Annotated in this window: 15 protein-coding genes; 8 read left to right on the top strand and 7 right to left on the bottom strand. The window is 45.1% G+C overall.

Annotation, left to right across the window (positions count from 1 at the left end; genetic code table 11):
• Positions 1-96: 96 nt before the first annotated feature.
• The 8 genes from FD977_RS02605 (at position 97) to egtD (ending at position 8,207) form a co-directional block, all read left to right on the top strand.
• Positions 97-1,524, top strand: a complete 1,428-nt coding sequence (locus FD977_RS02605) for a glycine betaine ABC transporter substrate-binding protein (RefSeq protein WP_215306081.1) — start codon at positions 97-99, stop codon at positions 1,522-1,524.
• Between the two features lie 115 nt (positions 1,525-1,639).
• The gene (locus tag FD977_RS02600) at positions 1,640-2,791 is read left to right on the top strand and encodes an SUMF1/EgtB/PvdO family nonheme iron enzyme (protein ID WP_215306079.1); all 1,152 of its coding nucleotides are present in this window, start codon (positions 1,640-1,642) and stop codon (positions 2,789-2,791) included.
• 60 nt (positions 2,792-2,851) lie between these two features.
• Positions 2,852-3,898 (top strand): selenide, water dikinase SelD, encoded by a 1,047-nt coding sequence (gene selD, locus FD977_RS02595; protein ID WP_215306077.1) that lies wholly within the window; start codon positions 2,852-2,854, stop codon positions 3,896-3,898.
• 61 nt (positions 3,899-3,959) lie between these two features.
• Positions 3,960-4,826, top strand: a complete 867-nt coding sequence (locus tag FD977_RS02590; RefSeq protein WP_371743119.1) for a putative selenate ABC transporter substrate-binding protein — start codon at positions 3,960-3,962, stop codon at positions 4,824-4,826.
• A gap of 4 nt (positions 4,827-4,830) precedes the next feature.
• Positions 4,831-5,610 carry a phosphonate ABC transporter ATP-binding protein gene (locus FD977_RS02585; RefSeq protein ID WP_251369523.1) on the top strand — a complete coding sequence of 260 codons (780 nt, stop codon included), beginning with the start codon at positions 4,831-4,833 and terminating at the stop codon, positions 5,608-5,610.
• Positions 5,610-6,437, top strand: a complete 828-nt coding sequence (locus FD977_RS02580; protein ID WP_215306074.1) for an ABC transporter permease — start codon at positions 5,610-5,612, stop codon at positions 6,435-6,437. Before FD977_RS02585 ends, FD977_RS02580 begins: the two co-directional genes overlap by 1 nt.
• The gene (phnE, locus tag FD977_RS02575) at positions 6,434-7,240 is read left to right on the top strand and encodes a phosphonate ABC transporter, permease protein PhnE (RefSeq protein ID WP_215306073.1); all 807 of its coding nucleotides are present in this window, start codon (positions 6,434-6,436) and stop codon (positions 7,238-7,240) included. The genes FD977_RS02580 and phnE overlap by 4 nt, the downstream gene beginning before the upstream one ends.
• Before the next feature lie 37 nt (positions 7,241-7,277).
• Positions 7,278-8,207 carry an L-histidine N(alpha)-methyltransferase gene (gene egtD / locus FD977_RS02570; RefSeq protein WP_215306070.1) on the top strand — a complete coding sequence of 310 codons (930 nt, stop codon included), beginning with the start codon at positions 7,278-7,280 and terminating at the stop codon, positions 8,205-8,207.
• A gap of 12 nt (positions 8,208-8,219) precedes the next feature.
• Here egtD and senB read toward each other — a convergent pair whose 3' ends face one another.
• From senB to FD977_RS02535, 7 genes are all read right to left on the bottom strand, one after another.
• Entirely contained in the window at positions 8,220-9,161 is a 942-nt protein-coding gene (senB, locus tag FD977_RS02565; RefSeq protein ID WP_256442660.1) for a selenoneine biosynthesis selenosugar synthase SenB, read from the bottom strand.
• 108 nt (positions 9,162-9,269) lie between these two features.
• Complete coding sequence (locus FD977_RS02560; RefSeq protein WP_215306068.1) at positions 9,270-10,076, bottom strand: alpha/beta fold hydrolase; 807 nt, start codon at positions 10,074-10,076, stop codon at positions 9,270-9,272.
• An 11-nt stretch (positions 10,077-10,087) separates the two neighbouring features.
• Positions 10,088-10,834 carry an ABC transporter ATP-binding protein gene (locus FD977_RS02555; RefSeq protein WP_251369521.1) on the bottom strand — a complete coding sequence of 249 codons (747 nt, stop codon included), beginning with the start codon at positions 10,832-10,834 and terminating at the stop codon, positions 10,088-10,090.
• On the bottom strand, positions 10,797-11,537 hold the full coding sequence (locus FD977_RS02550; protein ID WP_215306067.1) for an ABC transporter ATP-binding protein: 741 nt from the start codon (positions 11,535-11,537) through the stop codon (positions 10,797-10,799). Before FD977_RS02550 ends, FD977_RS02555 begins: the two co-directional genes overlap by 38 nt.
• 2 nt (positions 11,538-11,539) lie before the next feature.
• Positions 11,540-12,475, bottom strand: coding sequence for a branched-chain amino acid ABC transporter permease (locus tag FD977_RS02545; RefSeq protein ID WP_215306065.1), 936 nt, complete (start codon positions 12,473-12,475; stop codon positions 11,540-11,542).
• Entirely contained in the window at positions 12,472-13,332 is an 861-nt protein-coding gene (locus tag FD977_RS02540; protein ID WP_215306063.1) for a branched-chain amino acid ABC transporter permease, read from the bottom strand. The genes FD977_RS02545 and FD977_RS02540 overlap by 4 nt, the downstream gene beginning before the upstream one ends.
• A gap of 10 nt (positions 13,333-13,342) precedes the next feature.
• Positions 13,343-14,590, bottom strand: a complete 1,248-nt coding sequence (locus FD977_RS02535) for an ABC transporter substrate-binding protein (protein WP_251369520.1) — start codon at positions 14,588-14,590, stop codon at positions 13,343-13,345.
• Positions 14,591-14,624 lie beyond the last annotated feature (34 nt).

The following is a 14,624-nucleotide window of genomic DNA, read 5'->3' as shown; positions in this document are numbered from 1 at the left end:
TCTCACTTGTATTTCAGTAAATCTATTTTTTCTTTGTGGATGAAGCTCGGCTTATGTATAGGAGTAGCGATCGGCTGCTCCGTACTGGCGCAGCCTATGGAAAAAACTACTGTAGTTGGCTCCAAGCGCTTTACAGAAAGCTACGTACTTGGGGAGCTAGTTAATCAAACATTACGTGATGGTGGCGTACAAGCCATCCATCGGCAAGGCCTGGGCAATACTGCGATTGTCATTCAAGCACTGGGAACGGGTCAGATTGATGTTTACCCAGAATACACAGGCACCATACTGCGAGAAATACTAAAACGCTCAGAAACCCAAGCATCACTGAGTGAGCTCAATGTCTGGGTTAAGCCTAAGGGCTTAAAAGTAGCAATACCACTTGGTTTTAATAACACCTATGCGCTTGCCATGAGAGCAGAACAAGCAAGAACCTTGGGTCTTCAGCGTATTAGTGATATTGCAAACCTCAGCACTGAGCAGCAAGCCACTTTGCGAATCGCCTTATCTCCAGAATTTAAGACTCGGTCGGATGGCTGGTCTGCACTCGTGAAAAGTTATGGCTTAACAATGAAGCCTGGGAGAGTGCTAGAGCATGGCTTAGCCTATGATGCTCTCGCGCGAAGCGATGTCGACATTGTGGACGCCTACTCTACCGATGCTGCGATTGCGCAAAAGGATCTGGTTCTATTGGAAGACGATAGGAAGGCATTTCCACGCTATGATGCCGTCCTGTTAATGCGTTCTGATTTTGATGAAAAGCCCTTACAAAGCTTAGAGGGGAAATTAGATGAAGTCACCATGGCCAATCTCAATGGGCTGGCTGAGTCAGGCGTTAGTTTTGAAAAAGTTGCGCAGGTATTTTTAAACACCAGCGCAAGTGAACAACAAAAACCCTCTCAGCTCTCCCGATTTTTTAAGTTACTCTTTGGTCCAGATTTTTTTACTGCCCTACGTGATCATGTTCTGTTGGTAGCAATCTCCTCAACGATGGCCCTTTTTGTCGGAATTCCGCTAGGTATTCTGGCGTATCGACGACCTCGATATACGACTTGGATTTTAGGGGTCACTGGTATTTTGCAAACCATACCCTCGCTTGCACTGCTGACGATCTTGATTGCTCTACTAGATCAAATAGGAGCTGTGCCAGCAGTGTTAGCTTTATTTTTATATGGCTTGCTACCTATTGTGAATGCAACTCATATTAGTTTGAGAGAGGTGCCATCGAATCTCAAAGAAGCGGCGCTCGCTCTAGGTTGTAATGAATGGCAATTACTCATTTCGATCGAGCTTCCGTTTGCTCGGCCCGTCATCATGACGGGCTTGGCATCGGCAACCGTGATTGGGGTTGGTACCTGCACCCTAGCAGCGCTAGTAGGTGCGGGCGGATTTGGTGATCGCATCGTAGCTGGACTAGCCGTAAATGACCACGCACTCATGCTTGCTGGGGCTATACCAGCCGCTGTGCTGGCCTTGCTAGCTCAAATCATTCTGACACCTAAACACAAATCAAACAATATCTAGTATTTGACCAAACAAGGTAACTATTCATACCTTTAGTTGACTTACTAAACTCTTACTGGTGGTCTTTTATACTGCAATTACTCACCTAAATAGAAGATTTTCCTCAAAACACTCTATGTTTGAATCTTTCGGCGACGACTACCTTCTTTATGCACCACATCCACCTGCGTCGACTTTGGCACAGTGGCTTGAGGAGAGTAATGGCATTACCCGTCAAATTCTGAGTAATGTTTCGGTAGAAGATCAGATAGTCCCTCAGCTCAATATTCTGAATCCTCCGTTGTGGGAGCTGGGTCACTTAACTTGGTTTCATGAATTCTGGGTTCATCGCGATGGTCAAGAGAGTAGGCCATCATTCATGAAAAACGCGGATTACTTGTTTAATTCTTCAGAGATGGCGCATCAAGATCGTTGGTCTACGCCAATGCCATCCTTAGATAGCCTACTGGAGTACAACCACAGCGTCATTGAAAGAACTCAAGACTTACTGCGCACACCAATTGACAATAAAGTGGCTTACTTTATCCAGCTAGCGATCCTGCACCAGGATATGCACAATGAGGCATTTGCCTATATGTGGCAGACCATGGGGCGCTCTATGCCTTTTGCGCCTTTTACTAGCACGAGTCAGTTTGAAGCTAAAGCACAAACCTGGATTCATTTTCCGAAATCAACGATACAAGCTGGCTCTGAGAAGGGCTCCGGCTTTATTTTTGATAATGAAAAGTGGGCGCACTCTATTGATCTCCCTGCATTTGATATTGCAAGTACACCGGTCACCAATGGCGACTATCTAGAGTTTTTGCAATCGCCAGGCAATCTTGCCCAGTCCACACCTGTAGCGCCACCCCCTCACTGGAAAAAGGAAGGGGATGTTTGGCTGGAGCGAATCTTTAGTCAATGGCTGCCCTTCAATCATGAATCGGCTGCTCGTCACATTAACTACTTAGATGCTCAGCGTTTTTGTGAACACCATCAAGTGCGCCTACCTAACGAACACGAGCTGAGCCTATTAATGTCGCAAAAACAGGGGGCTTGGCAAGCATCTCATTTATGGGAGTGGACTAGTAGCACTTTTGCACCTTTTCCAGGATTTAGCGCTGATCCTTATGTTGAGTATTCACAGCCCTGGTTTGATGGCAGCTATCAGGTACTGAAGGGTGGCAGTCCATTCACCCCCGATCGCCTGAAAAGAGTGACATTTCGTAACTTTTATCAAGGCCATAGAAGCGATCATTTTTGCGGCTTTCGTACGTGTTTACTCTAAATTGAGTAAGCTCATGTTGTTGCAGTAACCACCACTTTTAATTTGAATTGTTAATACCTTATGACTACACCTTATAACGGCCGTCTTACCTCTTTATCTCATGGTGGAGGCTGTGGGTGCAAGATTGCACCCGGCGTCTTAAGTGACATCCTCAAAGCATCCCCGATGCGCAATCTACCCGCTGCTTTATTGGCGGGTTCTGACAACAATGAAGATGCTGCCGTTTATCAGATTAATGAAAATCAGGCGATTGTTGCTACGACAGATTTCTTCATGCCAGTCGTAGATGATCCATTTGAGTTTGGTCGGATTGCTGCTACTAATGCAATTTCTGACATTTACGCAATGGGTGCTCAACCCCTCTTTGCGCTTGCCCTACTAGGCATGCCAATTCAAGTATTACCTCTAGAAGTGATCCAGCAAGTGACTGCTGGTGGCGAATCCGTATGCAATGATGCGGGCATCATGATTGCCGGTGGTCACTCGATTGATACGGTAGAGCCAATTTACGGTCTCGTCGCTATTGGAATAGTTGATCCAAAAAAATTGAAACGTAACAGTGGTGCTCAAGCAGGCGACAGCATCATCCTCAGCAAACCTTTGGGTGTAGGCATTCTTTCTGCAGCACTCAAGAAAGAAGTCCTCTCTGATGCAGGCTACAAAGAGATGATTGCCCTCACAACCAAGCTGAACAAGCCTGGTGTTGCACTCTCCCAGTTAGATGGCGTACACGCCTTAACCGATGTCACTGGCTTTGGCTTGGCTGGTCACTTGCTAGAGATGGCAAGAGGCTCTAATTTAATGGCACAGATCCATTGGGATGCTATTCCAGTTGTCCAGGAAGCAATAGAGCATGTCAAAGCAGATATCTTTACCGGTGCATCTACACGCAATTGGGCTGGCTACGGTAAAGAAATTCAGCTCGCTGGCAACCTAGAACTTTGGCAACAAAATGTCCTTACTGATCCCCAAACTAGTGGTGGTTTACTGATTTCTTGTGCACCAGAGCAAGAAGCGGAAGTCCTCTCAATCCTAAATTTAGGCGGCTTTGCTAGCGCTCAGAAAATCGGTCAGTTTGTAGCAGGCACAGGCTTATCTGTTAATTAACTCCCTACCCCTCAATTCGAAATTACTAACATAGGAAGATATTTTTATGAAATCAATCAAAATGAATGCACTGAAGCACCTCATTGGAGCGTTGCTTGCTTTTGGTATTGCCGCTAGCGCAAGCACTCCTGCCCTAGCGCAAGAGGTACTGCGTATATCCGCAATTCCAGATGAATCACCAACAGAATTGCAGCGCAAATTCAAGCCCTTGGGCGAGTATCTTTCAAAAGAAACTGGCATGAAAGTGGAGTTCACGCCGGTCACCGACTACGCTGCAGTAGTGGAGGCCTTGGCAACCAAGAAGATTGACATGGCTTGGTTAGGTGGCTTTACTTATGTACAGACCAAAATTAGAACCAATGGCACAGCCAACCCAATTATTCAACGAGTGGAAGATGAGAAATTCACAAGTGTTTTCATTGTTCCAGCTGATAGTTCATTAAAAACATTAGGCGAACTCAAGGGTAAGACTATTGCATTTGGCTCACCGTCCTCAACATCCGGACATCTCATGCCGCGCTATTTCCTAATGCAAGCTGGTATCAATCCAGATAAAGATTTTAAAAACATTGCTTTTTCTGGGGCACATGATGCGACAGTCGCTTTTGTGGCCAGTGGCAAGGCAGATGTTGGCGCACTCAATGCCTCAGTTTGGGTAAAGCTGAATGAAACAAAAAATCCGAATGCACTAAAGTCAAAAGTACTCTCTACAACACCACCTTACTTTGATTACAACTGGACTGTTCGCGGAGATCTCGACTCAGTAACGGTAAAGAAAATTACTGACGCGTTTTTAAAGTTAGATACTAACAATCCGAACCATAAAGAAATCATGGATCTTCAGCGCGCAAGTAAATATGTCACCACGAAATCGTCAAACTATGACGATATCGAAAAAGCAGCTCGCTCTGCTGGGTTGATTAAGTAGTCTCGTGGGATTTTCCTTACAGCAGCTGAGCTTTGAGCACAGCAACGGAACGCCAGCACTCAGTCAAGTTTCATTAATGGCTCAGGCTGGCGAGTGCATCGCCGTGATTGGCCCATCAGGCTCTGGCAAGACCACATTCTTAAATATCTTAGCTACTGCTCTAAAGCCCTCGCTCGGAACCGCTGAGGTACTTGGAGAGAATCCCTGGAAACTCTCTAAGTCATCACTCAAGCGCTTACGCTCAAAAATTGGCTTAGTACATCAAGCGCCCCCAATTCCACTACGACAAAGAGTGATCACTGCCATTCTCGCTGGGCGACTGGGACAGTGGCCGCTCTGGAAATCCATTCTGTCATTGGTTTACCCGGTAGACATTGCGGGTCCGCAGTCGTGTTTGGAACGCCTAGACTTGACTGATAAGCTATTTGATCGTTGCGACTGCCTCTCTGGTGGTCAGTTGCAGCGGGTCGGGGTTGCTAGAGTGATGTATCAAGCACCGCAGCTCATCTTGGCCGATGAACCAGTATCTGCCATGGATCCGGTTCTATCAGACCTGACGATTAGCGTACTGATTGAAGAAGCAAAAAAACGCACTGCCACTCTTGTCGCTAGTCTTCATGCAGTCGACATTGCCCTGCGGTGGTTCCCACGCATTATTGGGATTCGGGATGGTCAAATCATTTTTGATCTACCCTCAAGTGAGGTCAGCGAACAAATCTTAAGAGAGCTGTATGCATCAGAGCTTGGAGGACTTCCAATTCAAGCCAGTAGCACCGCCTCATAATGCAAACATCTATTATTTCTAGAGATCCCGCAACACCCTATCGCTTCATGGGCTTGCTACTTGCCATCACCATCCTTTGGCCCATGCTGCAACTCGCTCAATTTGAGCCCAAGCTTTTAGTCGACCCAAAGAATATTCAAGTCATGGGTGACTTTTTAGTACAGTTTTTTCCACCCAATATTGAAGCAACTTTTTTATCCCTAGTCATCAAAGCTACTATAGAGACTTTAGCTATGGCTACCGCCGGGATTGCTTTAGCGATGGTGACAGCAGTACCGCTTGGCCTCATCATTTCTTATAGCCTCTCGATTTCACGAATTGGCCCTACATCCGATCATCAGTTTGCCCAAGCTATTCGGTTTCTGGCACGTTCCCTCATGCTAGTACTGCGCGGCATTCCAGAAATTGTGTGGGCGCTCTTATTGGTAAGGGTATTTGGCCTGGGTGCTATTGCAGGGGTTTTAGCTATCGCAATTACCTATGGCGGCATGCTTGCCAAAGTCTATTCAGAAATTTTGGAGTCTGGTAACACCTTACCTGCTCGCGCCCTCATCTTATCTGGCAGTAGTCGTACAGAGGCATTTTTGTATGGCTTACTGCCAGGCTCAGCGCAAGAGCTTGCCTCTTATACAGTCTATCGCTGGGAGTGTGCCGTGCGAGCCTCTGTGGTGATGGGCTTTGTCGGTGCAGGCGGATTAGGTCAACTAATGGATCAGTCCATGAAAATGCTCAATGGCGGGGAAGTCTCAACCATTCTGGTAGTTTTTTTGGGTCTCGTATTACTGGCTGACTACATCAGCTTAATCATTCGAAAGCAATTGGCATGATTGCTCCAATCAATACTCAGCCAGCTCGTCAATTTTGTCTTAAGTGCCTCTTAATGCTCTTGATTCTCTTTGGATTAACGATTGCTAGCCTTGTTTATCTTTCGCTCAACCCAGCCGACCTCTTCACACTTGAAGCATTACGTAATATGGCGCAGTTTATTGGGCGATTTTTTCCACCTGATCTCAGCGCTGATTTCTTAGAAAAAATTTGGCAAGGTATTTTACAAACGCTCGCAATTTCTGCTCTAGCAACTCTCATCGCAGCCACCTTGAGTCTCGGACTTTCACTTCCGGTGTCAGGCAGATTTGGTCCAACTGCAAAAGGACTCACACGCTTTATTTGTAACTTCTTACGATCCGTCCCCGAATTAGTTTGGGCAGCCCTTATGGTGCTGGCTGTTGGCCTTGGGCCATTTGCAGGAACTTTAGCTTTAACGCTCCATACCACCGGGGTTTTAGGAAGACTGTTTGGCGAAAGCTTAGAAAATCATCCCACGGGACCTAGTAACGCGCTAATGCTCAGCGGTTCTGGGAGAGTCACTAGCTTCTTATATGGCACGCTCCCCGGAATCGCACCTCAATTACTGTCATATAGCCTGTATCGCTGGGAAATGAATATCCGCATGGCAACGATATTGGGCTTTGTAGGTGCAGGCGGACTAGGACAGATGCTGTATTACGAACTCTCCTTACTTCGAGAGGCACAAGCATCCACCGTCATCATTGCAATGCTTCTCTTAGTTGTCTTCGTGGATATGGTTAGTAACAAACTACGTCGAATTCAGATGCACAACCAGGGCTAAGTTACCTGTTAATTCATCCTCATAGATAATCAATCGAATGAAACACACACTGGCTCAAGAATTACTTCAAAGTCTTACTGCTGATAAGCCGTCAATATCGCCAAAGTTTTTTTATGATGAGGTCGGCTCACATCTGTTTGATGTCATTACGCTTCTCGAGGAATACTATCCAACTCGAACAGAGAAATGGATTATGGATACCTATCGGCGTGAGATTGCAAATACAGTAGCGCATTGTGACGTTCTAGTGGATCTAGGGGCAGGCAATTGCGCTAAAGGTAGCCAACTTTTTAATAGTATTCAGCCAAAGCAATATCGAGCACTCGATATTTCAAAAGAATATTTAGAGGCCGCTGTTGCTGACCTACAAAAGCAGTTTCCTCAAATTGAGATGTCAGCTCATGCTATCGACCTTAGCTTGCCGCTAGCCTTTCCTGAACTTCAATCACTTCGGAAAGTATTTTTCTACCCAGGCTCCTCAATCGGTAACTTTGATCCCGAAAAAGCGGATCAGTTTTTTAGCAATCTTGCTCATGAGTGCTACGGGAATGGCGGACTCCTAATAGGCGTCGATCTAGTCAAAGATACTGAAACCTTGCACCTCGCTTACAACGATTCCTTGGGAGTCACTGCTGCATTTAATTTGAATGCCCTGCTCAACGTCAATCGACTCGTTGGCAGCAACTTTGAACTTCAGGATTGGGAGCACCACGCTTTTTATAACGTCTCCCAGTCCCATATTGAGATGCATCTGCGAGCACGCTCTGATGTTCAGGTGACTCTACCCGGCAATGGACGCCCAGATCACATTATCTCTTTTAAGGCAGGAGATTTAATTCATACTGAGAATAGCTACAAATACACTCAGGAAAACTTTGTAGAAAAACTTAGTCATGCCGGGTTCACTGAGATCCAATGCTGGACCGATCCAAATAAGCACTTCTTAGTTTGCTTTGCAAACGTCTAATAGATAATTTGCTTAATTCTTAAGTAGCGAAATCATCAGCTCTTGAATGGACTGCATCTCTCGCTCAGGGCTGACGAGATCTTTACGAATATCAATCTGTTTTTTTAGTGCAGAGTAAAAATCAGGCATGGTTTCAGCACGAGACAGCAAGTTTGCAAGTGTGGTCTCATTACCGACTGGATAGTAGCCTAGATAGTCATCCCCCAGCAGGCCTCGATTACCCGGAATATCCGAGGCAATCACTGGAACACCCAGCGCTATTGCCTCTGAAACCACATGAGCACCACCCTCCATCCGACTAGAGATCACCATCAGGCGACTCTGAGCAAGTGCCTTTAATGCATCAGCATGACTTACTTCACCAATCCATTGGTAATTCTCTAGAGTTTCGTTATACCCCTTAGCAGTAAGCTCCATTTGCTCATTCATAGCCATCCCTAAATGCAGGACACTGATCTTAGAATTGAACGGTATGAAAGGAAAGCTCCGGGCAATACAAAAAGGATCCTTCTCCTCTCGCAGGTGACCAATCACGGCTACCTGGAAGTCCGCACTCGGAACTTCATCGGGAATATCAACCCGAACTGATTGATAAATCACTCGGACTTTATCTCGCAGATGCTCTGGAATTGAATCCAAGGCTGAGGACTGTAAAACAATCAACTGATCCGCCACTTCCATTGAGCGCAGCACCTCAATATGGTCTGCCATATCTCGATACAAGTCAGTGCCCGTCAAAACCAAGATAATAGGCCGATTAGGATGCTGCTCATGAAACGCCATGATGGATGAATGGCTTCGATAGGCATGTAACGCTATCAGCATAGAGGCATCTTCACCTGACCAGGATTCAGTCACCACAACTTCATAGCCGAGCCTCTCCAAGAAATTCTGCCAGCGCAAGGCTGTGATCCGGTTTCCGTGCAGACTACCTGGTGGTGCCGGCGTGACGATTTCAATAAGAGGTTTGATGGTTAGCCTTTACAAAAGGTTTTTTGAGATGCCTCAATAATAATTGAGGCATCTCATACATGCTGAACCATCATTTGTAGGACTTTTTAATTAATGCGAGTTAAGCCAGTCTAAAAGACTGTGATTAAATTTATCTGCTTGCTCCATCAAGAAAAAATGGCTCGCATTTTCAAATAAGATCGTTTGCGAATCTTTGATACCACTACTCAGAATATGAGTTGCAGTTAATGAACAAATAGGATCACTTGCTCCTGCCATGATTAAAGTTGGCTGCTTGATTAGAGCTAATTGCGAGCTTGTATCATGGTTTTGACATGCTTCGTTCTGGCGAATGTAGCATGCTGGCAATCTTGTTTCACCACCAATTAAGGATTCAATCTTTTTCACTTGTTCTTGCTTGTGATTAAAGAAATCCGCCGATACAAAGTTTTGTACTGAGTGACGGGCATGGTCCGCCCAATTCATGCGCCATTCAAGCGCTTCCCGCATATTGAATAGAACGCGACGCCCTAAAGGATCCAAGATAGCGAAAGATGCGCACAAGACCAAGGATTTGACACGTTTAGGTGACATTAGTGCCATATGCTGGGCCACCGCACCGCCCATCGAACGTCCGACGATGTGAGCCGACTGTACGCCAAGATAATCCATCAGACCTAGAGTATCTTTTGCTAAATCTTGGGTACTAATGGGCTCATCCACTTGCGTGCTTTTACCAGCACCACGGTTATCGAAAGCAATAACCCTGTAATGATCTTTCAAGATTTGAATCTGACTAGTCCATGCACTGTAATCGCCGGCCAAGCCGTGAATTAAGACAACAGGAATACCTTCACCAATGTCTAAGTACTGAATATCGTATTCGCCGATCTTAGTAGTTTTTAGGTGTTCTTTCATTATCACGCTCACTATTCCACACTTAAATGACTTTGCAGTTCATTTTGCTTTTCACTAAAAAGTGCCTTAGTCCCAGAAAACACTACCTTGCCCCCATTGAGCAAAACAATATCATCTGCAACACTTAAAGCAAGACCGAGGTTTTGCTCAACCAACACAATCGAAATAAATGGCTTAAGCATCGCAATAATATTGCCAACCTCTTTTACGATTTGCGGGGCTAAACCTTCAGATGGCTCATCTAATAGCAATACTTTTGGATTAGTCATCAAGGCTCTACCAATCGCGAGCATCTGCTGCTCACCCCCTGATAAGCTTCCTGCAACCTGATTTTGACGCTCTTGAAGGCGCGGGAAAAACTGAAATACATCCTCAAGAATCCATTTTCGAGAGCTTCCGGAGCGAGGCGCTTGGTAGGCCACTTCAAGATTTTCTTTTACTGATAAGCTTGGGAAAATACGTCGCCCTTGCGGAACAATGCCAATACCTGCTTTACAAATCTTTTCAGGGGAGAGTTTTTGCAATGGCATCCCATCAAGCTCAATTAAGCCATTACGATCAGCCAAAAAGCCAATAATAGAACTAATGCAGGTTGTTTTTCCAGCGCCGTTTCTACCGAGGAGTGCAAGTACAGTATCTCTTTTTAAGTCGAAGGAAACGTCATAAAGAATATGGCTATCTCCATAAAAGGCATTTAAGCCCTCAACCCTCAAAATAGCATCAGTGGCCAAGATATATCTCCTTGGTACGTGGATCATTCACCACTTCTTGACGCGTGCCACTTGTAATCACTTCACCGTAGTGCAATAGCGTCACTCGATCTGCAAAGGCCAAGGCAACTGCCATATCGTGCTCAATCATCAGTATGGTGATGCTACGATTGATCCCCTGAAGTAATGCGGTAATCGTTTCACGCTCTTCGGTAGACAGGCCTGCTAAAGGCTCATCAAGCAATAAAATAGTTGGGTTTTGAGCTAGAGCCATAGCAATCTCAAGTCGACGCTTCTCACCGTACGATGTTTGCTCTAAAGGTAAATAAGCTTTGGAGACCAGCCCCACCTTTTTTAAAATATCTAGTGCTTTTTTGTCTAAAGCACGTTCCGTCGAGAATGCACCCCAACACTTCCAACGTAGCGGCATTTTTCCTAACAATGCTAATTTCACATTCGAGATTAAATTATCCTTACCAAAGAGTGTCAGGATTTGATAAGTCCTAGCCAGATCGAGTTGCGCACGCTTGGCAGTCGTGAGCTTAGTAATATTTTTTCCATTTAATTTAATGGAGCCTGAATCGGAAGCCAAATCTCCTGCGATTAAATTAAATAATGTTGTTTTGCCTGCGCCATTTGGCCCAATTAATAGATGCCGCTCTCCTGGGTTCACAGTGAGGTTAACTCCTTTGGTGACCTTGAGGCCACCAAAAGACTTACTTAAATTAGAAACTTCAAGAATAGGACTCATTTTTACTTGGGCGTATTAATTGCGTTTTTAATGCGCATGAATCCAGCAACAATCCCACCTGGAATAAACATCACAATGAAAATAAATACTAAGCCGAGGAGAGTGACCCAATGGTCAATATATTGACTTGCCACATTCTTGAGTAGCATCACCAAGGCAGCACCAATGACTGGCCCAGCTAAAGTGCCAGCCCCACCAGCGATTACCATTAGTAACATTTCAGCAGAATTGGCTAATGACAGACTATGCGGGCTGATAAATTGGTGATAGTAAACATACATGATGCCGCCAATGGATCCAAAGAAGCCGCAGGCGGTAAAGGTAATCCAGCGAATTAACCAGACATTAAAACCAAGTGCACTCATGCGACGAGGTTGATCTTTAGTTCCTCGTATAGTGGCTCCAAAAGGAGATCGCACTAAAATTGCAATCGCAATCCAAACCAACAAAAATATGAGCAGAGTAAAGTAATAAAAATAACTGGCCTCTCCCAAATCTAAACCAAAAAAGTGAGGTCTTGTAATGCCAGATATTCCATTATCACCACCGGTAACGCTAGCCCAGCGATAAGCTAAGCCCCACAGAATTTGACCAAACGCTAAAGTAATCATTAAAAAGCTAATACCTGTTGCACGTAAAGCAATCAAACCAAAGATGGCTGCGATCACGGTAGTACCAATGATTGCAATCGCCGCAGTACTTGCATGATCCCACCCCAACTTTACTGTCAGCCAGCTGCTGATATAGGCAGCCAGGCCAAGGTATCCTGCATGACCTAAAGAAGTTAAACCGGCATATCCCACAAGTAAATTCAGGCTCATTGCAAAAATTCCAGCAATGAGAATTTGGCTTGCTAAGTTAGTGTAGTAAGTACCCCCTAGAATCAAAGGGAGGGCAAGTAATACCGCAAGAATGGCAATGTAAAAAATGCGGTTCAAGCAGTTATCCTTCCGAACAAGCCACGTGGTCTAACAGCCAGAATGATGAGCATTGGTAAAAACAAGATGATGTAAGCCAAATCTGGAAAAAGCGCTTGGCCAAAACTGTAGATAAATCCAATGAGGAAGCTACCAATGAATGCGCCCATTAAGCTACCGAGACCCCCAAGGATTACGACTACCAACGCAATCGGCAGCATATCGGCATCCAAACCTGGGTAGACTGAAAGAATCGGGGCTGCAGCAATACCACCTACCCCCGCTAATGCAGCACCCAAACAAAAAACAATTGAAAATAATTTAGTAGCCGGCACACCAATACCTTGTGCCATTTGACGATCATCAACACTGGCACGAATCATGACGCCGAGTTTGGTTTTTTCTAATAAAAGCCATAATCCAAGCGCAATAAAGATACTAAAAATTACTAAAGCAATTCTGTAAAGAGGAAAGGTTTGTCCGAAGATCTGAACACCGCCACTCAGAAAACTAGGAGCGGCAACAGGTCGAGGATCTCCACCCCAAAACCAAAGACTGCAGTCGGCAATCACGAAAGCAACCCCTAAAGTTGCTAACACTTGAGACAAGCTATTACCAGCAAGGCGACGCAAAATTAACCACTCAACAATACAACCCAAAAGACCAATCGCTAGCCCTGCGGCCAAAATGGCCAAATAGAAAGAGTGCCCCGCCTCGATTACGCTTAAGCCAACATAAGCGCCCAACATGAAATAAGCACCATGCGAGAGATTGGCGATACGCATTAATCCGAAAATTAATGAAAAGCCTGCTGCTAGGGTGAAAAGGACTCCCCCTAGAGCAAGGCTATTAAGACTCTGAATTAACCAAAAAGACATAAGTAAAGAATCAGTTTTCTAAATTCGTCGCTAGTGGGTAATCTCTTGAATAGACAGGGTTTGAGAGGAAGTCTTTAGTTTTGTATGTCCAGAACTGACTAACCGATGGATAAGTCTTAATCACAACGTTGCTGAGCTTACCGTCTTTTTTCTCAACCTTGCGAATGTAGATATCCATAATCGGATTGCCTAAGGCATCCAAGGTAACCTTGCCCCTAGGATCATTTGGTAATTGAACTGCACGCAATGCAGCCATGAAGGCATTCTTATCCTCAATATTGCCTTTGACATCCTTAAGCGCTTGTTCAAGCATCAAAGCTGCGCCATATGCACCCATAGAATAGTAGCCAGGATCTTTTTTATACGCTGCATTAAAATCCTTAACAAACTTTGCATTCGCTGCATTGTTGAGGTTCGCAGAGTACCAGCCCGTAGAAATTACGCCCAGAGCATCATCACCCATAAAAGGCAAGATGCCTTCGTCAACAGTAGTCATTGCACCTAAGAGAGGAATTTTTCCCTTTAAACCGTACTCGCTATATTGCTTTACAAACTTCACACCGTTACCGCCAGCAAAGGCCGCAAATACCGCATCCACGTTTGGCTTAATTTGACCAATATAGGTGCCGTAGTCAGCCACGTTTAATGGAGACCATAGCTTTTGCACTACCTTGCCGCCATTTTCTTCAAAGGTTCTCTGAAATCCAGCGGCAATCTCATGACCAAAAGCAAAGTCATCGGCAATGATGGCAATACGCTTGTACTTCAAATCTTTGGCGGCATACTCACCGAGGGCATGACTTGGTTGGGCAGATGTTCCAACGCCCCTGACAAACCAGGGATTTGGCTTGCGCTGTGTTAGATCTTCAGCTCCAGCAGAAGGGGATATCACTGGAATCCCTACCTTCTTAATGTAGTCATCCACAGCCAACGCCTCAAATGCTGCCAATGGTCCAATGATCACTTGAGCTTTATCTTTTTCAACAAGCTCTTGCATTTTGGTTTTAGTAATTGCTGGCTGACCAGAGGTATCGGCAACAAAAAGCTCAATCTTTCTACCTGCGATCGTATTGTTACGCTCTTTCATGAACAAACTAATCGCTTCTTCCATCTGCTTTCCACCAGCAGCAAGGGCGCCAGATTTGATGGTTAGAAATCCGACCCTAATTGGCGCCTTTTCAGCGGCAAAAGAGCTTGGCGCCAATAACGCGCCTACTAGGGCAAAAGCTACAGCCTTTAAATGCATCTTATTCAACATGAATGTCTCCTCACGATGTTTGGTAGTCTTTTAA

This window comes from Polynucleobacter sp. AP-Elch-400A-B2 (assembly GCF_018688355.1).
Lineage (GTDB): Bacteria > Pseudomonadota > Gammaproteobacteria > Burkholderiales > Burkholderiaceae > Polynucleobacter.
This window is presented reverse-complemented; position numbering and strand designations above follow the sequence as displayed.